Source organism: Candidatus Caldatribacterium sp. SIUC1 (assembly GCF_051549785.1).
Classification (GTDB): domain Bacteria; phylum Atribacterota; class Atribacteria; order Atribacterales; family Caldatribacteriaceae; genus Caldatribacterium.
Map to the genome: position 1 here is coordinate 1350019 of NZ_CP189974.1, position 19793 is coordinate 1369811.

A 19793-nucleotide genomic window follows, 5' to 3' on the forward strand; every position below is an offset into this window, starting at 1 on the left:
GATGGCGGGTCTCCTTTTCGTTATCTCTGGACCTTCAGGAGTGGGGAAGAGTACCCTTCGAAAAGAGGTCATGAACCGCTGCAGTGGTCTGAAGTACTCCGTTTCATGCACCACGCGCCCTCCCCGTCCGGGAGAGGTGGAGGGGGTTGACTACTACTTTGTGACTCCTGAGGTCTTCGAAGAGATGAAAGAGCGGGGGGAGTTCATTGAGTGGGCGAAAGTCCACGGGAACTACTACGGAACTCCTCGCCGTCCTATTGAGGAGTGGTGGCGGGAAGGGTTCGACGTTATCCTGGAAATCGACGTTCAGGGGGCGCTCCAGGTAAAGAAGAGTTGCCCGGAAGGGATTTTCATCTTCATCGCTCCCCCGTCACTTCGGGCACTTGAGGAAAGGCTCCGGAAGCGGAATACGGATCCTGAGGACGAGATCCTTCTCCGGATGACCAATGCCAATCTTGAGATGGCGCACATGAAGGATTACAATTACCTCGTGGTGAATGATGACTTTGAGGAGGCTGTACGGCGACTCTGCGCCATCATCATTGCCGAGCGCTGCCGGATTCGAGAGAGGTGAAGGCCTGTGATGTTCTCCATCGATGACTTGGTGAAGAAAGCGGGGAATGCCTATATTCTCTCGCTGGTTGTGGCACGACGTATCCGACAGCTCAACGAGGGTGCCCATCCCCTTGTGGAGCTCAAAGAACCCCATAAGCCGCTTTTTATCGCTCTCCAGGAATTCCTTGAGGACAAAATCCAGTTCGAGTTTGCTGAAGAATGATCGTCTACCACCCCTCCTCCTTCTTTCAGGGGAAGAGCATTCTCCTTGGAGTCACCGGAGGCATTGCAGCCTATAAGGTTGTGAGTCTTGCAAGGTATCTGGCAGAGAAAGGGGCTCTGGTTACCGTCTGTATGACGCAACACGCTCTCCAGATAGTCGGCAAAGCGCCCTTTGAGGCGGTAACGGGTCAGAAGGTGTACGTGGATTCTTTCGAAGAGGGAGCATCCCTTGCGCACATTACCCTTCCCCGAAGCCACGACCTGATTCTCGTGGCCCCTGCGACGGCCAATATCATTGGGAAGATGGCCCACGGAATTGCCGATGACCTCCTGAGCACGCTGCTCCTTGTGGAACCGAGAAAGGTCCTTCTGGCACCGGCAATGAATGTCAGCATGTGGCGAAACCCGGTGGTTCAGGAGAACCTGAGGATTCTGCAGGAGCGGGGCGTGCGGGTTGTTCCTCCCGCTTCGGGGAAGCTGGCCTGCGGGGAGGAAGGGGAAGGACGGTTGCCGGAGGTTGAAGAGCTCGTTGAAGAGGTTTTCTGTGCCCTCCACGTTCCCCGGTCTCTTGCGGGGAAGAGGGTTCTGGTCACTGCAGGAGCCACCCGGGAGTGGATTGACCCGGTACGTTTCCTCTCTAACCCCTCAACCGGACTTATGGGGTGTGCTCTGGCCAGCACGTGTCGGGCGTGGGGAGCAGAAGTCAGGCTCATCTCTGGGGTGCTTTCCGTTCGTCCCCCCTCTGGAATAGAACTTGCCAGGGTGGAAAGCGCGCTGGAGCTGCGGAAAGCAGTTTTGGCGTCTTTGGACTGGTGTGATGTGCTGGTGATGAGCGCTGCGGTTTCCGATTTCCGTCCGGCTTCTTTCACTTCTACGAAAATCAAGCGGGGCCATGAGCCCCTGACGCTTTCCCTCGTTCCGAATCCCGACATTCTTGGAGAAGTCGGGAAGGAGAAAGGAAGCAAGATTCTTGTGGGGTTTTGCGCTGAGACAGACCGTGTCCTTGAAGAGGCAAGGCGGAAACTCGCGGCGAAAAACCTGGACATGGTCGTTGCAAACCTTGTTGACCAGAAAAGCGGGTTTGCTGTCTCCACGAACAAGGTATGGATCGTTGACCGGAAGGGGAATGAGGTAGAGCTGCCGCTCCTTGAGAAAGTGGACGTTGCGGAGAAAATCGTTGAGCACCTGGTATCCCACTTTCTCTCATGAGGCGTATTGTCCAGGTTGCCCTTCCTCTGCCCCTTTTCCGGACTTTCTCCTACGCTGTTCCTTCTGATTTCCAGGACAGGGTCTTTCTCGGGAGCACCGTCGAGGTGGATTTCCACGGTCAGGTTCTGACCGGATGGGTGGTGGAGGAAGGAGGCGAGGAACTCCCGGGTCTCAAGGAAATTCGCGAGGTGCTTCCCTTCCCTCCCTTCCCCTCTACTCTTCTTGGGTTTTCCCAAAGGCTTTCTCTCCTGTACCTCTCTCCTTTGGGGGAAGTGCTGGCGTCTTTTCTTCCTCCTCTTGGGAAATCCGCAAAGAAGTACCTGGGATTTCGGGTTTTCGCAGGGGAGAACGTCGAGGAATGCTGCAGAAGGTTTGGCGTATTGCCACCCCGGGGGATGAATCTCTTCCTTTTCCTTGAGCGATTCCGTGTCTCTGCTAAGGACCTCGAGCAGTTCCTCAAAGAGGGCGTTCTCCGTCTGGAAAGAGAGTTTCTGAAAATCGGAGGCTCTCCTCGTGTCCCTGGGGAGTGCTTTTTCTGGGAAATCCCCCACCTCGAGGAACGGAAGGCCTTCCTTCGGGATATCCTGGTAAAGGCCCGGGAAGAAGGGGAAAAAGCCCTCCTCCTGCTCCCCGATTTTCAAAAGGTAGACGCTTTTTGTGCTTTCCTCAAAGAGTGCTTCCCCTCCATGTCGCTCATCCGCTATGACAGTCGTCTACGTCCCAAGGAGAGAGTCGTTGCTTTCTGGCGAATTGTCGAGGGTGACTTTGACGCCGTGGTGGGAACACGGCTTTCAGCCTTCGTGTTTCCCTGCCAGGACCTTGGCCTTTCTGTGCTCTTTGACCCTGAGGAGAAGGGGTACGTTGCCGATCGAGCACCTCATTACGATATTGGGGAGGTTATGGAAGAGCGGGCACATCACTTTGGGGAATGCCTGCACATTGTGTGTGCTCTTCCCTCCCTACGGGTGTACTTCCGGTGGAGGGAGGGGAAAGTGAAGCCTGGGGGAATCATCCCGTCTTCTGGTACAAGGAACGTTCAGGGAGTTGTGGCCAGAAGCTTGTGGAGGAATTTCGCCCTTTTCCCGTCTGTTCGACGGGCCATTGCCTCGGTGGTGGAAAGGAAGGGAATTGTGCTCATATGGGTACAGAAAACCGGGTATGCCACGGCCCTGGGTTGCCGGGAATGCGGTTTCTACTATACCTGCCCTTCCTGTGGTATTGCTCTGCGGTACCACAAGGATCTTGCGCTGCTTGTCTGCTCTCTCTGTCACTTCCGCCTGACTCCTGAGAGTACCTGTCCGTCGTGTGGGGGAATCCAGTGGGGAGAGTGGGGGCAGGGAGTTGAGAGGGTTTTTGAGGAAGTCCAGCGAACCTTTCCCGGTGTACCTTCCGAGCGAGTGGACCCCGAGATCGAAGAGGAAGGGTGGGTGGGGAAGGTTGCAGCCCCTTCAATTCTTGTGGGTACCAGTGCTCTTTTGAGAGAAGACCTTCTCCCCAGGGTTTCCCTTTTCGTGGTGCATTCTCTCGATGAGTGGCTGTCTCTGCCGGAAATCGGTGCCTGGGAACAGCTGTACATCCGCCTGCAAAAGGTGTTGCGCCTCCTCCCCCAGGATGCCCAGGTCCTTGTTCAGGGGAGCCAGGAGAGTTTGAGACGATTTCCAGAGTTCCTGAAACCCTGGCCCCTTTTCTACGCCGATGCTCTTGAAAAAAGGAGGTCTCTTCGGTATCCTCCTTTCGTGCGGCTCGTTCGGTTCGTTGTTCGTGCCCGGAATAGGGAAGCCGTCTTTCGGGTTCTCTCCCGTGTGAGGGAGCTCTTTGAAGCCCGGGGAATTCAGGTCCTTGGGCCTTTCCCGAGCGTGCGGCCTCGGCGGGAACGGGCAAAGAGTGCGGAACTCGTTGTTCGGTATCCTGAGGAAGACGTTGCAGAAGTCTTTGACGTGTGTGCGGAGGTTTTCCCCCTCTCGGGGATGCAGTGGTCGTTTGAGTTCGTTCTGTCCTGAGGAGGAGTGGTCAGTGGCGCTTCGGGTCCTTGAGAAGTATGGAAGCCCTCTGCTTCGTAAAAGAGCACAACCCATAACCAGCATAGATGGGAACATCGTGTCGCTGGCGCAGGACATGCGGGAAACCATGCACGCGCTTTCGGGCATAGGTCTTGCGGGGAATCAGGTTGGGGTACTTCTGCGCATCATCGTTATCCTCCACCCGGAAACCAGGCAGGACCTTGTTGTTCTCAATCCTGAGATTGTCGCAATGAGTGCAGAGCGGGAAATCGGTGAGGAAGGGTGTCTGAGCATTCCTGAGGTCTACGGAAGGGTTGAGCGGGCTTCCCGTGTCTTGGTGCGGGGGATCGACCTTGGGGGAAAGGACGTGGAAATCGAGGCCAGTGGTCTTCTTGCCCGTATCTTCCAGCATGAGATTGACCACCTTGATGGCGTCCTTTTTGTGGATCGTCTGCACCCGGCAAAGAGGTTGCTTTTGAGTAGCAAACTGAAAAGGATTGCCCAGGGGGGAGCCTCCTGAAGTTGAGAGTTGTCTTCATGGGAACGTCTTCTTTTGCGGTCAGGGTGCTGACGGAACTCGCTGAGGATGGGCGGCTGGAAATCCTTGGAGTTGTCACCCGCCCGGACCAGAGGGCCGGGCGGGGGTTGCGCCTTGTGTCTCCTCCGGTGTGCTGCGAAGCGAAACGCCTGGGGCTTCCGGTATGGCAACCTGAGCGGGTCAATCGTCCCGACTTTGTGGAGTTTTTGCGGTCATTGCGGTGTGACGTTATCGTGGTTGCTGCGTATGGGCAGATTCTGAAGAAGGACCTTCTTTCTCTGCCACCTCTTGGGTGCATCAATGTCCACGCTTCGCTCCTCCCCCGGTACCGAGGCCCAGACCCTATCCGCTGGGTACTCCTCAACGGTGAAGAAGTTACGGGGGTGACCGTCATGCTCATGGACGAGGGTGTTGATACGGGGCCCATCCTTGCTCAGGAGTCGCTTCCCATCCTACCCGAGGACACCTATGCTTCCCTGACTGAGAAGCTCGGAGCCCTGGGTGGGAAGCTCCTTCGGGAAGTCCTCCCGGCATGGAAAGAGGGGCGCATTACGCCTTGCCCCCAGGAAGGAGAGCCATCGTATGCTCCTATAGTGGAAAAGGAGAGAGCGCGTATTTGCTGGGAGAGCCCTGCGTGGTATATTGTCCGTCAAATTCGAGCCTTCTTCCCCTCTCCCGGGGCGTATACCTTTTTTGCTGGGAAACGTCTGAAGATTCTCGAGGCTTCCTGGGAAGAGAGCAATGGAACTCCTTGTTCTCCTGGAACTATTTATCGTATAGAAAAGGAAGGCATCGTGGTGTGCGCCGGGGAAGGACTGGTGACCATTCACAGGCTCCAGCCTGAGGGAGGACGAGCCATGTCTTCATGGGAATTCGTGTGCGGGTACCGCTTATCCGTGGGCCAGAGAATGGGGTGAGGAGGTGAGGCGAGGTGTTCTTCCTTGACCCGACCTTTTTGATACTCATTCCAGCGCTTCTTCTTGCCCTGTATGCTCACACCAAGGTGACGCAGACCTATGATCTTCTTTCCCGGAAGAGAGCCCAGGTAGGTCTTTCCGGTCTTCAGGTTGCAGAGGAACTCGTGCAGCGTCTCGGACTTCGGGTGAAGATTGAGGAAATTCCCGGGGCTTTGACGGACCACTACGATCCTTCCCGGGAGACTCTGCGGCTTTCCCGGTCTGTTGCCCGGGGAGCCTCGGTGGCCGACCTTGCCATCGTCGCTCATGAGGTGGGGCATGTCCTTCAGAAGCGTGAGGGGTATTCTGCCTTTGCCCTCCGGAGTGTCCTTGTTCCCGCTGCCGGGTTTGGGTCCCAACTCGCGCTTCCTCTCTTTTTCCTTGGCTTTCTCTTTGCCCTTCGGCCTCTGATGGACCTTGGCATTCTCTTCTTCAGCCTTGCGGTGCTTTTCCAGCTTGTGACCCTCCCTGTGGAGTTCGACGCCAGTCGGAGGGCCTACGGAATTCTGGATCGTCTGGGCCTTATTACCGCTGAGGAGAAGCCCCTGGTGCGGCAAATGCTCAACGCTGCAGCGCTGACCTATGTTGCTGCAACTGCTATGGCTGCCTTGCAGCTTGTGAGGCTCTTGCTTCTCCGGGAGAGCAGGGAGTAAGGATTGGTCGACAAGTACCGTCGCGACGCGCTGTCCATTCTCACCCGTCTGTACGAGGGACGGATTGCTTTTCTGGATCAGGCCTACACGACCTGTTCTCGAAGGTATTCCCCCCACGAGCGGGATTTGCTCGTGAGCCTTGTACGGGGAGTGGTGAAGTTTCGAGAAAAGCTCGACGCCCTGGCCAGGACATACCTCCCAAAATGGGAGCGGCTTCCTCTTGTGGTCCAGAACGCCCTTCGGTTAGGAATGTTCCAGCTTCTTTTCCACACCCATGTCCCCCCCTTTGCTGCCGTTCACGAATGGGTCGAGGTGGTGCGGTCCTTTGGCCAGGTTGCCTTTGTCCCCCTTGTCAATGCGGTTCTGCGGAATGTGGAACGGGATCTTGCGGCCCATCGTGCCCAGGCTGAAAGGTGGGGTATTGACCTCCCCGCCTGGCTTGAAGCGGAATGGAGGAAGGTCCTGTCTGAAGGGGAATTACATGTTCTCTTGAGGTCTCTTGCTCTCCCACCACCCCTTTTCGTTCGAGTCAACACCCTGCGAATAGGGGAAGAGGAACTCCAGGACCTCCTTGCTCAGCGGGGCATCCCCAGCAGGAAAAGCCGCGTCAGCGGAGCACTGGAAGTGGTTTCCAGTTATTCTGCACTTGTGCGCACCCCGGAGTACGCCCAGGGTCTTTTCTATCCCCAGGATCTCGGTTCCCAGGTTGTCGGACACCTCGTAGCGCCGGAACGCGGTGAGATTGTAGTTGATGCTTGCTGCGGGGTAGGAGGAAAGACTCTCCTTCTGGCTCAGCTTATGGGAAACGAAGGGAAGCTCTTTGCCTGGGATAAGAAAAAGCGGCGGATTGAAGTCCTGAAAGGGCTTATGCGGCGAAGTGGCGTTTCAATCGTCCAGCCTGAGGTTCTCGATTGCCTCCGGATTCCCGAGAGGTTCTGGTCTGTGGCGGATCGTCTTCTTCTTGATGCTCCCTGCTCGAACCTGGGGACTGTTCGTCGCAATCCGGAAGTCCTTTTAAAAGCCACACCGGAGAGCGTCAGGCAGTGTGCCTCGCTGCAGCTTGAGCTTCTCCGCGAAGCCTTTCAGGTGGTCAGACCCCAGGGGATCATGGTATACTCTGTGTGCACTTTAACCTGGGAGGAAACCGTTGGGGTCGCAGAAGCTTTTGAGCAGGAGAAGGGGCCTGCGCTGGTGCGGGTGGAGCCCGAAGGAGAGGTTCCAGGGAGGGTCAGAGACGGTTTCGTCTTCCTCTGGCCCCACGATCTTTTCTGTGACGGATTTTTCGTGGCTATCTGGAGGAAGAGGGCATGAGGCAGGAGCGCAGGGAGGGCCAGAAAAAGCCACGACTTCTTGAGTTCCTGGGAAGGGTGTTTGGGGCAGCACTGCTTTTTGGCCTTGGCCTTTTTGTGAGCTTTTTTGTGGGTTTTGTGCTCTTTGAGGGATATGTCGGCAGCGGAAGCGTTCTCGTTCCCGATGTACGGAACATGACGCTTCTTGAAGCCATCAATAAGGCGACTCGTCTTGGTCTGCGCCTCGAGGTGGAGAGAGTTACCTCTGATTCCGGCGCTCCTCCTCTTGCCGTCCTTGATCAGAATCCGCCTCCCGGAACCCGGGCCAAGAGGAATACCCGCCTCCAGGTGGTGGTGAACGGTGGGACGCTCTCAGGAAGCATGCCGATGACCCCTCAAAAAGGTCAGGTGCTTCTCCCTGACGTTCGGGGAAAGAGCCTCGAAGAGGCGCAGAGCATCCTTGAGGGTAATGGCCTGCGGGTGGGGAGGGTTGTGGAGGCAAGCCATGACACGCTTCCCCGGGGATACGTCATTTCCCAGAATCCTCTTCCTCAGACGGAGGTGGCTCCGGGGAGCCTTGTGCACCTTCTTGTTTCCGCAGGGAAGGCAGGAGGGGTTGAGGAAGTTGAGGTTCCCGATGTCGTTGGACTCCGGCTTGAAGAGGCTCAGGAGGTCCTTGCCCGAAATGGCCTTGTGGTGGGAAGTGTTGAGGAGGTCTCTTCGGAGGGACGTCCTGGAGGAATCGTGGTGGGGCAGAGCCCACAGGCAGGGGAGCTTGTTCCCCGGGGGGAGGGACTTCGTTTGCAGGTCACCAGGGTTCAGGAACGCCCGCAGACAGAAGCCGATGGGAGAAAAACCCTCAACCTCCGTTTTGTCCTGCCCTCTTCCCAGAATCCCATCACTGTTCAGGTAGTGGTGCAGGACGAGCTGGGGGAACGGGTAGTGTACGAGCGAGAACACAGGGGCGAAGACCTTGTGGAGGTTTCTGCGCTCACCAGGGGACAGGGAAAGGTCACCATTTTCCTGAACGGATACTACTACTGGGAGAAGAAGATTGACTAACGGGGGAGAGACTTATGGCGAAGCTTGCTCCATCGATTCTGTCCTGTGACTTTTCCCGGCTTCGAGAGCAGCTCCTTGAAGCCTGGGAGGGGGGAGCAGAGATCATCCACGTCGACGTAATGGACGGACATTTCGTTCCCAACCTCACCTTTGGTCCTCTTATCGTTGAGGCTGTCCGGAAGGTGCTTCCTGAAGCCTTCATCGACGTTCACCTTATGATGGACAATCCCCGGGCATTCATTCGGGATTTTGCCCAGGCTGGAGCTGACCTCATCAGTTTCCATGCCGAGGCGGTTCAGGATTTCGACGCCGTACTCCAGGACATTGCCAGGGTGGGGAAAAAGAGTGGCCTTGCGCTTTGTCCCGGAACACCCCTCACAATCCTTGACCATGTCCTTGGGAAGCTCTCCCTTGTTCTTCTCCTCACAGTGAACCCGGGATTTGGGGGCCAGAAGTTCATTTCCGGGATGGAGGAGAAGATTCGCGCCCTTCGGCGAAGGATTCAGGAGAGAGGGCTTAGGGTAGAGATTGAAATCGATGGAGGAGTAAAGGAGGAGAACATCGAGTTTCTCGCCTCCTGTGGTGCTTCCATTATCGTGGCAGGGTCTTTCGTCTTCTCGGCACAAGACATTCGGGGAACAGTGCGTCGCCTCTCAGAGAGAATACGGGCTTACTGAAGGAAAGGCCCGATAGAGACCCCCCTATCGGGCTGCTTTCTGCACCTTTCCCGCTTTAAGGCACGAAGTACACACGTAGAGGCGCTGAACCCTTCCTTCCACGATGGCTCGTACCCGTTGCACGTTCGGTCGCCAGAGCCTGCGACTCACCCGGTGAGAGTGGCTGATTTGATTCCCGAAAGAGCTCTTTTTCCCACAGATCTCGCACTTTGCCATGTCCAATCCCCGCTTTCTCTTGGTGAACTGCCCACAATATACCAGCTTTCTTTGGAAGCTTCAAGCCCCTGAAGCCTTGTCTGTCTCCAGCTTGACGGTGCCTTTCTCCAGCCCCTCGCAGGACAAATCTTCCTTACCTCCGCATGTTTCTTCCCGCTCCTCTTCGGAGCCTGTGGGGAGAAGAGAAAACTCCACCGGAAACCCTTTTCCCAGTCTGCAACAAAAGAGTGGGTCCTTAGACTGCATCAAGTGGGGGTCTACACCTTCTGATTGCTGAGACCGAGTTGCCAGAAACCCTTGTCTCTTCTTTTGCCAAAGGTGGAGGATGGGCCAGAATGTCGCCGGTTGTTGCGTGTTATGCAAAGGATACTATATAATACTACGGTGTAATGTAGTCAACCTTTCCTTTATGGCCTATTGAATTCAAGCGGGAGGGAGGTCTGTACGTGGAACTCCGGGAGAGTATTCTCAGTGTTCTTGACACCCTTCTTGAAGAGTTTCCCCCATCAGAGAGAGAAGAGTGGAAGGACTTTCTTATTGCTCTGGCTGAACATTCCGAGGATAGGGAGAAACTTCGGGAATTTCTTGCAGTCCCTTTGGGGAACCTCCTTTCTTCCACAGCCCCGCTGGATTTCCTTGCAGGGGTTCAGAAAATTCGTAACAGGGTGCAGAACTTCCCCCTCATTCCTGTCCTTGAGGAAGCTATAGCTGCCCTCTCCCGCATCTTCGAGGAAAAGAACCGCCTTATCCGTGACCTGCGCGAGATCCTTTCCCAGCTGGCTGTACCTGTCATCGACATTTGGGAGGGCGTTGTTCTTCTACCCCTTATAGGAACGCTCGATTCAGAGAGGGCCCAGAGGATGACCGAGGTTCTCCTCAACGCCATTGCTGACAGAAAGTCCCGGATTGCCATTGTTGACGTGAGTGGTTTGCCGTTTATTGACACTGCTGTGGGAGCGCATCTTGTTGAAGCTTTCAGTGCAGTGCGGCTCCTGGGAGCAGAAGTCGTGCTCACAGGGATAAAACCAGAGATCGCGCAGACCCTGGTGAAGCTCGGTGTTGGTTTTGAGGTCACCATTCAGAGAGACCTCCAGGAGGCCCTGCTTTACAGTATTTCCCTCCTTCGACGCCGAAAAGAGGAAAGGCGGAGAGCTACGGAGAATTTAGAAACCTCTTGAAAGCCAATGAAAAGAAAGGTTCTCGCAACCGTTCAGATTGGCGACTGCCTCTTTGTGCCTGTTCATGTTGAGCTTGACGATGCCTCTATTGAGGCTCTGCAACAGCAGCTTCTTGAGGAAATTGCGACCCAGAAGGTACGGGCTTTGCTTTTGGACCTGAGTCTTATCGAGGTTATCGATAGCTATGCCTCGTACATTATCCACGAGACGGCTCAGATGGCAAGGCTTCTGGGTTGCAAGGTGGTTCTTGTCGGTATTCGCCCTGCTGTTGCTTTAACCCTTGCTCAGATGGGCATCCGTTTTGAGCATGTTCTGACCGCTCTTGATCTCGAACACGCCTTGGAAATCCTTGCTTCTGGTGGCATGCCTTCCGATGAGAAGGATCTCCTTTGATGAGTACCAGCTGGTTATCAAGATCACCAGGGAAGAGGATATTGTCCTAGCCCGCCAGACGGTGAAAAACCTTGCCAATGAGGCAGGGTTTTCTCTGGTGGATGTTACAAAAATTGCCACGGTTGTCTCAGAACTTTCGCGGAACATCTTCCGCTACGCTGGTTCGGGTCTTATTCTCGCCCGCTTGCGGGACGAAGGAGAAAAAATCCTTGAAATCGTTGCCTACGACGAAGGACCAGGAATAGAGAATCTCAGTGCTGTGCTACGGGGTGGGTACTCTACGACTCCCCGCAGTTTCGGACTGGGGCTTTCCGGGGTCAAGAAGTTAATGGACGGTTTTGAGATTGAATCAGAAAAGGGGAAAGGGACAACTGTTAGGGTCGAGAAACGACAGAGACGTTTCTGAATGCATTCTCTCTCTGGAGGTCTCCTCGCCTCTCGATGGGCTTATTGCTGAGCACTACCTTAGGAAGCACCTCAAGGACCCCGGGACTCTCTCCAGGGCTGTTCTTGTGGTTCGAGAACTAGTATCCAATATTGGAAGGTATGCCGAACGGGGTAACGTTAAAGTCTTCCGCAAACCTGGCTTCCTGGAAGTTGTCGCTCAAAGTCAAGGCAAAAGAGAAGCTCAGCCAGGTCTTGGCCTTGGCCTCGAAATTGTGAGAAAGAATGCTCGTGAGGTTACCTTTGAGGAAAAGAAGGAAGCACAAAGTCTCACTGTCACCGCACGAATCCCCTTTTCTCCCCCTGTGTGGAACGTTGGTGCCTTTGTGAGGCCTCATGTTTACGAAGACGTGGGAGGGGATGTCTGCCTCTGGCGAGAAGAGGGTGAAAGGCTCAGAGTGCTTGTGGCTGATGTTTTGGGGCATGGGGAACGGGCTTTCGAAGTGGCTCAGAAGATCCGTTCCTTCTTTAGCGAGGATACAGCGGAGGACCCTCTGGTTTCGTATGCACGTCTTCGCGAGCTCTTGCAAATGACTCGTGGCTGTGCACTTTTCCTTGGCCTCTTGGAAAGAAAATGCATGCGGTACTTTCTGGTGGGGAATGTGAGAGCTTGGTTGAACCGTGGGGATGGGTTCAAGTTCCTGCCTGCAAGACCGGGTGTGATGGGGAGGTTGGAATTGCCTCCAAAGCTCTGGGAAGAATCCCTTCTTCCCGGGAGCCGTCTCATCGTGTGTACCGATGGCGTAGAACGGCGGTTTCACCCGCGTTTCTTCCCTTGGACTGTGGGGTTAAGCCCGGAGCGGGTGGCCCGGAAGATTGGTGAGCATTTCTCCCGGAGAGAAGACGATGTCTGTGTGCTTGTTGTGGAGGGACCAGGGGATGTTTGAAGAGAGCAAAGAAACTGAGAGTCTCAGAATATTCGCTCAGGAGTACCAGAAGTATCTGGAGAGATTCCTCTTTGCTGATTCGGGAGAAAAAACGCTCCAGGAAGCCTATGACTGCCTCACTGCTCTCATGGATGAGGGTATTGCTGAGGCGGGGACAATTCTTGAGGTCCACAACCGCGCCCTTCAGAACGCTCTCAACATCCGTTTCGACAACGAAAAGGTGGAGTGGCTCTACATAAAGAGGGCAAACGAGTTCCTCACTCAGGCCATGGTTGCCATGGACGTCTTTGTCCTTTCTCTTCGTGAAGACCTCAGGAGGGACCAGCTCACACATCTTGCCAACAGGCTCTACCTTCGCCAGGAGCTTTCACGCCTCCTCCTTGAGGCGGGGGAGAAGGGGTTTACGGTGGGTGTGGTGATGGTGGACATTGACGATTTTAAAGCTGTTAACGACATCTATGGTCATGACGAGGGGGACCGGGTCCTTGTGGCCCTGGCTCAGATCATGCGGGAGAGTCTCCGGGAAGGAGATTTTGTGGCCCGCTGGGGTGGGGAAGAGTTCGTCCTTGTCCTTCCCAAGACGGATTACGAGAGGGTTAAAATACCTCTGGAGCGCCTCCAGAAGGCGGTGGCGGAAAAACTGAGGCTTCCTGATGGGAGGTCTGTAACCTTGAGCATGGGGGTCGTAATCTTCCCCGAGGAAGGCGTTCAGTCGGCAGAGGAACTGGTGAGGCTGGCTGATCTTGCCATGTACGCAGCAAAAAGGAGGGGAAAAAACTGCGTTGTGCTGTATCCGGAAACCCGCGGGGGTAACTGAAGTTGGTTTCGTGGGAAGATTTTCTCAAGACCACTTTCAGGGAGTGGGTCAGGTCCTTCTCCGGTGCAACGCCTTCTGAGGGGAGGATAGAAAGGTGCCTGTTTCGTTTTGCCTCGGTTGGACAGAGGCTTGCCCTTGAAGGGTATGCCCTTCAAAAGGTCTGTGAGGAAGTCTCTGCGCTTTTCAGGCAGTGGATAAAGGAAGAGCTTTCCCTTCCTGCGTTGCCTGAAGCAGAGAAGAGAGTCTTTGAGCAGCTCCTCCTTGCAGGTATGGCCTTGGCCCGAGGATATGGAGAGGGAGTGGCCTTTCGCCTTCATTCTCTGGCAAGAATTGATCCTTTAACTGGTCTCTACACCCGGCGCGCTTTTGAGCGTCGTTTCCTTTACTTCCTGGATTATGCAAAGATGGGCGGGATTCCCCTTGCCCTGGCTATCCTCAACGTCGATGGGATGAAGGATATCAACGATGTCTACGGGTATCCCGTGGGGGATCTTGTGCTTCGCGGTATTGCTTCTCTCCTTGAGGAAACCGGGGCGGAGGTTTTGGGGAGGTTGAGTGGAGACGAGTTTGGTCTTGTGTTCATCCGGCTGAGCAGGGAAGCAGCCTTCAGGAGAGTGGAGATGCTCCTTGAGAGAATCCGAAAACTTGGCTTTCTTGCTGATGAGGAGTTATGGGTAACGGCAAGCTGTGGCCTGGCTTTTTACCCTGAACACGGGGAGAGCTGGGGTGACCTTATGGCCGCAGCAGACTCAGGACTCATCATGGCCAAGATGAAGGGTGGAGACCGGGTTGAAGTGATTGCTCCTGGTACCTCAAGCAGGATCAGAGAGATGCACGAGGGGTCGGTTCTTGTTCGCCGGGCCCTGCAGAATCCGGGGAGCATTGTGCCGGTCTTCCAGCCGATTCAAGACCTGCAGAAGGCGACCATTGTAGGGTACGAGGTTCTTGCCAGAGTGGAAGCTGGGGGCCGGCTTGTTCCTGCTTCCGCTTTTGTTAGTGCTGCGGAGAGAGAAAGGCTTATTGAGGAAATAGACCGGGTTGTCTTTGCCAAAGCCCTCCGTGCGAAAAAAGAGCAGTGCCCTCCGGGGACGCTCTTTTTCCTCAATGTCTCCATGGGTGAGCTCGAGCGGGGGAAAATCATCGAGGACGTGATACGGACTGTGGAGGAGCTCGCTATTCCTCCCTTTGAAGTCCTTCTCGAGATCACGGAGCGAGAAGCGATTCGGGATATCGAAGCCCTGAGAAAGGCAGCGCTTTCCCTGGAATCCTCGGGAATTCTCCTCACCCTTGATGATTTTGGGAGTGGCTTTTCCTCCTTCTCTTACCTTCAGCTTTTTGATTTTGCCTACGTGAAGATTGACGGAAACCTTGTTCGAGGGATGAGACATGGTGCGAGAGCCCGTCTTATCGTAAAGGCCATGGTCGAGCTTGTACGGAAAATCGGTGCAGAGCCAATAGGAGAGTTCGTAGAAGATGCGGAAACGGCTCGTGAGCTTGCCGCGCTTGGGGTGCGCCTCGTTCAGGGGTACTTTGTGGGGAGACCCGGGCCTCTTCCTCAGGTCTCCCTGAAATAATAGTTACACTTTCTTTTTTCTCTGGAGGTATCCTTCCACGGTATCCTTAGGGAAGTACCATTCCTTCCCCCTTTTCTCCCCCTGGAGTACTCCTTTGTTCGCTAAAGCGACAATGTTGGGCAGGGTCGTGCCGCTGAGGGCAGCAACTTCTGTTGCCGTGAGTGGATGGTTTTCTTCATATTTTGCCTTGGAGCGCGCAAGGAGGAGGAGTCTCTCGATGTGGGAGGAGAGGGGAAGAGAATCCGGGGAGGCAACTCTCCTCATCTCTTTTAGCCGGCGGAAAACTTCCTGGACGGAAAGAACTTCCTCGAGGGAAAGAGGTTCCTTTCCCTCGAGGAACCCTGCTATCCTTTGAAGTCCTTTGAGGAAGACCTCCTTGGGGGTGTGTTCTAAGAAACTCTCAATGTCTTGGTAGGTTTCCTCGACTTCTCTCAGAGCCTGCCGTGTGAGAAAAGGCAGTATTCCATGCATTCTCCCACCCCCTTTTCAGCTTTTTGTGTTGTTCTTGCACCTCCTTTCTCTTAGTGTACTTTTCTAAGCTAATCTTGAAAAAAAACATTCGCGGAACCTGAGACGAAGAAAGACTCTAACTCCGGGCTTTTGTTGAGGAGAGTTTTCCCAAAAGAGAGACGAGTTTTGTATTTCTATTAGCTTATGTATAGTTAGCTAACAATTGCTTACCTTGAGCCTCCTGCCCTAAACGGGTCGACCACGAGAACCACTCTTCCGTCCCCGAGAATGGTACTGCTTGTGAACATCCCTCCCTGGAGAGCCGCAGGCAGGGGTTTGGTCACAATGCTCCGGCATCCCAGGATCTGGTCTACAGAAAGGGCCAGGATTCTCCTTCCATCCGCCACGACTACGACGCTTACCTCTTCGGGGAGGCTGTTTTCTCTCTCACCCAGAAGGTGAGCAAGGGGATACAGAGGTGTGATTTTCCCCCGGAAGGAAAAAACGGGGAACCCTCCTGCCGGGAAGACGTCGTTCCTTGAAAGCTTCAGGATACTGGCAACCTGCTCCAGAGGAAGGGCATACCGTTCTCCATTGACCCCGACAAGGAGTACGGTCTGAACCCCCAGACGGGTAGGAACCTTCAGGGTGATCCAAGTGCCTTTTCCGGGGGCAGTTTTGACCTCCACATCGCCGCCCAGCTCACGAACCGTTGTTTGCACCACGTCCATGCCGATTCCACGGCCTGAAATCTCGGAAACCGAGTCGGCAGTGGAGAACCCCGGGGAGAAGATGAGGTTCAGGATTTCCTCTTCGCTGAGAGAAGCCCCCTCGGGGACAAGACCAAGGGCACGGGCCTTGCTGAGGATTTTTTCGAAATCCAGGCCTCTTCCGTCGTCGGAAACCTCAAGGTAGACAAAAGAACCCCGCTGCCAGGCCTTGAGGGACACGATGCCCTCTTCGCTTTTTCCAGCGGCAAGGCGCTCTTCAGGGGGCTCAATACCATGGTCACAGGCGTTCCGGACGAGGTGGAGCACCGGTCCGGACAGGGCATCGAGGACCTTTTTGTCCACCTCCACGTTTTCACCGGCAGTCACAAGGCGGATTTTTTTCTTCTTCTGCAGGGCAATATCCCGCACAACCTTTGGGAAACGCTGGAAGAGGAACCTCACGGGAACGAGCTGGAGGGAGAAAAGGCCCTTCTGGAGTTCCTCGCAGATCCTGGAGAGAGAACGGTAATTCTCCTGGAGGGCCTTGATTAGCCCGGAGGGTGCGGAGGAGTCCATGAGTTTCTCAAGGAGGTACTCATAGTTCCCCCTGGCAGTCATGAGTTCTCCCACGAGGTTGGTGAGGGTGTCGATTTTCCGTTCTTCTATGCGGAGGTACTGGCTCTTTTTTTCCTCGCCCGAACCGGGCGAGGCTTCTCTACCTTTCGCTGTGTCGTCTTTCTTGTGCAGGAATGCCTGCCATAAACCCTTGATTTTCTCGATGCTTGTTCTTAACCCCTCGAGGAACTCCTCACTCCCGAAATCTATTTCTCCTTCCTTCTCCTGCACAAGTTCAAGGTACCGCACAAAGGCCAGGGCATAGTCGGCTGCTTCACCACCCCCCTGTTCGTGCATCTTCTCCTGGAGGATACAGAATCTCCGGCGGAGGGCATCGAGCTTCTCCCTGTCAAGGAGAAAGGCTAGAAGTTCCTGTTCTATGGCGAGGAGTTCTTGCGTTACCCCATCACCCTCCTCAGGAGTCCCGGAAGGAGAAAGTACAAGGGTTTTTCGCTCCATAAGGGCGAGGAGCCGCTTCTCGGTGTCCTCGTTTTCCTGAACGTCTTTTCCCTCTTCGATGTCTTCCACCATTTTTTTGAGCTTTTCGGTGGCTTCGAAGAGTTCTTCTACGACTTCAGGGGAAAGAGGCATTTCCTCTTTCCTCAATCGTTCCACGACTTCCTCCAGCGCATGAGAGAGTTTGACGATGGGTGTAAGCTCGAGAACCCCTGCCCCTCCCTTGATGGTGTGGAGGTAGCGGAAAATGACTTCAAGGACGCTCTTCTTGCCCTGTTCAAGCTCAAGAAGCCTCTGGGTGACCTCTTCCAGGAATTCCCTGGTTTCCTCACAGAAGGCGCCTACGTAGGAACCCAAATTAAAAGTGAAGGACTCTTTTTTTTTCACCCTTTTCTGCCCTCCTGAGGGAACCCTCTTGAAAATTTCCAGGTAGTATTTTAGCATGTTCTTAACAAAAATATAATTAGACTGAGTTTAAAGAGGCAAAGTTTACTTAAAAAAGCAATGTTTATTTTGAAGAGGTAAAGCTTATGGAAATTAAATCAATCCTTCAGCTTCTCGCCTCGGATGACGAGCTTTCAAGGCTCAAGGGCATTGAGGAGGTCCAGAGGGAACCCAAAGAAACCTTTGTGGAAGTTCTTGTTGATCTCCTGCAGCACGACCCTTCTCAGATTGTGCGGGAGGCTGCTCTTGAAACCCTGAAATGTTACCCCACCTCTTTCCTCGTACCAAGACTTATCCCTCTCCTTGAGTCAGACGACGTCTTCGTGAGGAATGCTGCCGTAACCGTTCTTTCAGCTCATTTTGAAGCGCCTCTGAAGGAACTCGCAAGGCTTGTGAATCACCCGAATAAGCATGTCCGTAAGCTCGCCCTTGATGCTCTGTTCCAGACAAGGAATCCCCTTGCGGTTGATATTATTGCCCGGGGTCTTCAGGACCCCGATGTCAACAACGTCATTGCGGCAGTAGAGTACCTTGGGAAAATGGAGGGTTTCCGCTTCGCCGATGCAATCAATGACATCCTCGAGAGGGCCGAAGACCCCTTCCTCATGTGCACCTGCCTTGAGGCTCTTGCCCGAATTGGAAACCGCAACTCTACTGCGGTGGTTCAGCGGAAGTTTGCAGACCCGCGGGACATTAATTGCTTTGTCCTTTTCTCTTACCTCCGTTTCCTCTCGGAGAAGGGAGACCTGAGTTTTCTTCCCCAAATCGAGGCTATCTTCGAAGGACAGGGAAACATCGCTGGCAAAGAACTCATCGACGTCCTGAAGGGGCTGATTTCAAGACACCGTAAGGATTTCTCCGATGAGGATGTCCAGAGAGTCAAGACCCTCCTCAAGAAGCTTCTTGTTTCTGCTCTCCCTTCCTCAAACCGCTATGAGCTTCTCGTGCTCCTTGCAGAGATAGGAGGGGAGGATGTGGAGAAGCTCCTCCTTGCGCATCTCTCTCACCCGAACTTCTTTGCCAAGCTTGGAGCCATTGAGGGACTGGCAAAGCTCAGAACTCCAGAGGGGATAGAGAAGCTGAGAGAATTCGCGGTGCGTGAAGAGAGCCGGGAACTGCGAGAGATTGCGGCAGAGATTCTTAGGGACCTTGAAGCACCGCTTCCTGCTGGAGGGAATTAGGGGATGGAATTCGGCCTTCGGGAATTTGTGGAGCTACGCAAGCTCATCTACGCCAAAAGTGGCATCCACCTGGGGGACGAGAAAGTCTACTTCCTGAAGCGGAGAGTGGAGAAAAGAATGGAGGAGCTGGGGATAGAGGACCCTGAGGAGTACCTGAGTTACCTCCGGTTCTTCGACCGTCAGGGGCGGGAGCTCCAGGAACTCATTGAGGAGGTTACGGTAAACGAGACCTACTTCTTCAGAGAATTCCCTCAGCTTCAGGCCTTTGCCGAGCACTGCCTCCCCGATGTCCTCGAGCGAAAGAAAAAGGGCCTTCTCAACACGAGATTGCGTCTCCTCTCGGCGGGCTGTTCCACGGGAGAGGAAGCATACACTCTGGCCATCATCCTGAGAGAGATGGTCGAAGGCGTTGATTCCCTTCTGGCGAAGATTGTGGCAGTGGATATCGACAGAAAAGCCCTGGATAGGGCGCTTCTGGGCATTTATGATACAAGGTCTGTTAGAGATGTTCCCAGGGTTTATCTTGAAAGGTACTTTGACAACCTGGGGAACGGTACGTATCGGGTGAAGAATACTCTCCGGGACCTTGTAACTTTCAAGCAGGTGAATCTTGCGGATCGGGACGAAGTTCTGAGTTTGGGGATTTCTTCTTTCGACTTTATTTTCTGCCGGAATGTCCTTATCTACTTCTCTGACGAGGTTCGCAGGAAAGTGGTGGAGAACTTCTATCTGATGCTTCAGCCGGGAGGATACATCTTTCTGGGTCACAGTGAATCCCTCAGCCGGATTTCCACAGCCTTTGCCCTGCGGAGAATGGGAGGGTACCTGGTGTACCAAAAACCCGAGAGTGCGGATGCTTCCTCGCCTCTCAGGGAGGCAGGTGTGCAGTGAGTAAGAAAATTCTCATTGTCGACGACTCAGAGGTAACGAGGAACTTCCACGCCTACATCTTAAGAAGTGCAGGTTTTAAGGTTCTGAGTGCCCAGGATGGTGCAGAAGCCCTGGAGCTCCTCTACCTTGAAGGGGATATCGACCTTATTTTAACGGACCTCAACATGCCCAACATGGATGGACTCTCCCTTATTCGGAGGATTCGAGGTTCTCAGGAGTTCTCGCATATCCCCATCATCATTGTGACCACTCTTGACGAGGCAAAGGACAAGGAGAAGGGCTTCGAAGCGGGGGCGAACTATTACATTACGAAACCCGCACAGCCGGCGTACCTTCTTGAGAGTATCGGGATGTTTCTTGGGGGAAAATAGATAAG

22 protein-coding genes are annotated in these 19793 nt (G+C 54.4%); 19 read left to right on the top strand and 3 right to left on the bottom strand.

What is annotated here, in order from left to right; genetic code table 11:
* The first annotated feature begins 1 nt into the window (after position 1).
* The 10 genes from gmk to rpe are packed head-to-tail and all read left to right on the top strand — an operon-like array spanning position 2 to position 9161.
* Positions 2-574 (top strand): guanylate kinase, encoded by a 573-nt coding sequence (gene gmk / locus ACP6EK_RS07060; protein WP_017889787.1) that lies wholly within the window; start codon positions 2-4, stop codon positions 572-574.
* Positions 575-583: 9 nt separating this feature from the next.
* Positions 584-778, top strand: coding sequence for a DNA-directed RNA polymerase subunit omega (rpoZ, locus tag ACP6EK_RS07065; protein ID WP_017872720.1), 195 nt, complete (start codon positions 584-586; stop codon positions 776-778).
* The gene (gene coaBC / locus ACP6EK_RS07070; RefSeq protein ID WP_438314596.1) at positions 775-1986 is read left to right on the top strand and encodes a bifunctional phosphopantothenoylcysteine decarboxylase/phosphopantothenate--cysteine ligase CoaBC; all 1212 of its coding nucleotides are present in this window, start codon (positions 775-777) and stop codon (positions 1984-1986) included. Before rpoZ ends, coaBC begins: the two co-directional genes overlap by 4 nt.
* Positions 1983-3986 carry a hypothetical protein gene (locus tag ACP6EK_RS07075; RefSeq protein WP_438314599.1) on the top strand — a complete coding sequence of 668 codons (2004 nt, stop codon included), beginning with the start codon at positions 1983-1985 and terminating at the stop codon, positions 3984-3986. The genes coaBC and ACP6EK_RS07075 overlap by 4 nt, the downstream gene beginning before the upstream one ends.
* Positions 3987-3999: 13 nt before the next feature.
* Positions 4000-4506, top strand: coding sequence for a peptide deformylase (gene def / locus ACP6EK_RS07080; protein ID WP_438314602.1), 507 nt, complete (start codon positions 4000-4002; stop codon positions 4504-4506).
* Between the two features lie 2 nt (positions 4507-4508).
* Positions 4509-5441: a methionyl-tRNA formyltransferase gene (gene fmt, locus ACP6EK_RS07085; RefSeq protein ID WP_438314605.1), complete on the top strand. Its 933-nt coding sequence runs from the start codon at positions 4509-4511 to the stop codon at positions 5439-5441.
* Between the two features lie 14 nt (positions 5442-5455).
* Positions 5456-6133, top strand: coding sequence for a zinc metallopeptidase (locus tag ACP6EK_RS07090; protein ID WP_438314608.1), 678 nt, complete (start codon positions 5456-5458; stop codon positions 6131-6133).
* A 3-nt stretch (positions 6134-6136) separates the two neighbouring features.
* Entirely contained in the window at positions 6137-7444 is a 1308-nt protein-coding gene (locus ACP6EK_RS07095; protein ID WP_438314610.1) for an RsmB/NOP family class I SAM-dependent RNA methyltransferase, read from the top strand.
* A complete protein-coding gene (locus ACP6EK_RS07100) occupies positions 7441-8484 on the top strand; it encodes a PASTA domain-containing protein (RefSeq protein ID WP_438314613.1) in 1044 nt (347 codons plus the stop codon). Before ACP6EK_RS07095 ends, ACP6EK_RS07100 begins: the two co-directional genes overlap by 4 nt.
* A gap of 14 nt (positions 8485-8498) precedes the next feature.
* The gene (gene rpe, locus ACP6EK_RS07105) at positions 8499-9161 is read left to right on the top strand and encodes a ribulose-phosphate 3-epimerase (RefSeq protein WP_438314615.1); all 663 of its coding nucleotides are present in this window, start codon (positions 8499-8501) and stop codon (positions 9159-9161) included.
* Between the two features lie 24 nt (positions 9162-9185).
* On the opposite strand, the gene rpmB is transcribed toward rpe, so the two are convergent.
* On the bottom strand, positions 9186-9377 hold the full coding sequence (gene rpmB / locus ACP6EK_RS07110; RefSeq protein WP_026137382.1) for a 50S ribosomal protein L28: 192 nt from the start codon (positions 9375-9377) through the stop codon (positions 9186-9188).
* A gap of 446 nt (positions 9378-9823) precedes the next feature.
* Here rpmB and ACP6EK_RS07115 point away from each other — a divergent pair, with 446 nt between their 5' ends.
* From ACP6EK_RS07115 to ACP6EK_RS07140, 6 genes are all read left to right on the top strand, one after another.
* Complete coding sequence (locus ACP6EK_RS07115; RefSeq protein ID WP_438314617.1) at positions 9824-10555, top strand: STAS domain-containing protein; 732 nt, start codon at positions 9824-9826, stop codon at positions 10553-10555.
* Positions 10556-10561: 6 nt separating this feature from the next.
* A complete protein-coding gene (locus ACP6EK_RS07120) occupies positions 10562-10948 on the top strand; it encodes an STAS domain-containing protein (protein WP_438314620.1) in 387 nt (128 codons plus the stop codon).
* Positions 10929-11354 carry an anti-sigma regulatory factor gene (locus tag ACP6EK_RS07125; protein ID WP_438314623.1) on the top strand — a complete coding sequence of 142 codons (426 nt, stop codon included), beginning with the start codon at positions 10929-10931 and terminating at the stop codon, positions 11352-11354. The genes ACP6EK_RS07120 and ACP6EK_RS07125 overlap by 20 nt, the downstream gene beginning before the upstream one ends.
* 481 nt (positions 11355-11835) lie before the next feature.
* Positions 11836-12279, top strand: a complete 444-nt coding sequence (locus tag ACP6EK_RS07130; protein ID WP_438318944.1) for a hypothetical protein — start codon at positions 11836-11838, stop codon at positions 12277-12279.
* A complete protein-coding gene (locus ACP6EK_RS07135) occupies positions 12272-13096 on the top strand; it encodes a GGDEF domain-containing protein (RefSeq protein WP_438314626.1) in 825 nt (274 codons plus the stop codon). Before ACP6EK_RS07130 ends, ACP6EK_RS07135 begins: the two co-directional genes overlap by 8 nt.
* Positions 13097-13098: 2 nt before the next feature.
* Entirely contained in the window at positions 13099-14670 is a 1572-nt protein-coding gene (locus ACP6EK_RS07140) for an EAL domain-containing protein (protein ID WP_438314629.1), read from the top strand.
* Between the two features lie 3 nt (positions 14671-14673).
* On the opposite strand, the gene ACP6EK_RS07145 is transcribed toward ACP6EK_RS07140, so the two are convergent.
* Both ACP6EK_RS07145 and ACP6EK_RS07150 read right to left on the bottom strand, forming a co-directional pair.
* Positions 14674-15141: a helix-turn-helix domain-containing protein gene (locus ACP6EK_RS07145; RefSeq protein ID WP_438314632.1), complete on the bottom strand. Its 468-nt coding sequence runs from the start codon at positions 15139-15141 to the stop codon at positions 14674-14676.
* Between the two features lie 206 nt (positions 15142-15347).
* Complete coding sequence (locus ACP6EK_RS07150; RefSeq protein WP_438314635.1) at positions 15348-17288, bottom strand: chemotaxis protein CheA; 1941 nt, start codon at positions 17286-17288, stop codon at positions 15348-15350.
* Between the two features lie 143 nt (positions 17289-17431).
* On the opposite strand from ACP6EK_RS07150, the gene ACP6EK_RS07155 reads away from it, so the two are divergent.
* From ACP6EK_RS07155 to ACP6EK_RS07165, 3 genes are read left to right on the top strand one after another with little or no spacing between them, the layout of a single operon-like run.
* Positions 17432-18526, top strand: coding sequence for a HEAT repeat domain-containing protein (locus ACP6EK_RS07155; protein ID WP_438314638.1), 1095 nt, complete (start codon positions 17432-17434; stop codon positions 18524-18526).
* A 3-nt stretch (positions 18527-18529) separates the two neighbouring features.
* Entirely contained in the window at positions 18530-19417 is an 888-nt protein-coding gene (locus ACP6EK_RS07160) for a CheR family methyltransferase (protein ID WP_438314641.1), read from the top strand.
* Positions 19414-19788: a response regulator gene (locus tag ACP6EK_RS07165; protein WP_438314644.1), complete on the top strand. Its 375-nt coding sequence runs from the start codon at positions 19414-19416 to the stop codon at positions 19786-19788. The genes ACP6EK_RS07160 and ACP6EK_RS07165 overlap by 4 nt, the downstream gene beginning before the upstream one ends.
* Positions 19789-19793: the final 5 nt, after the last annotated feature.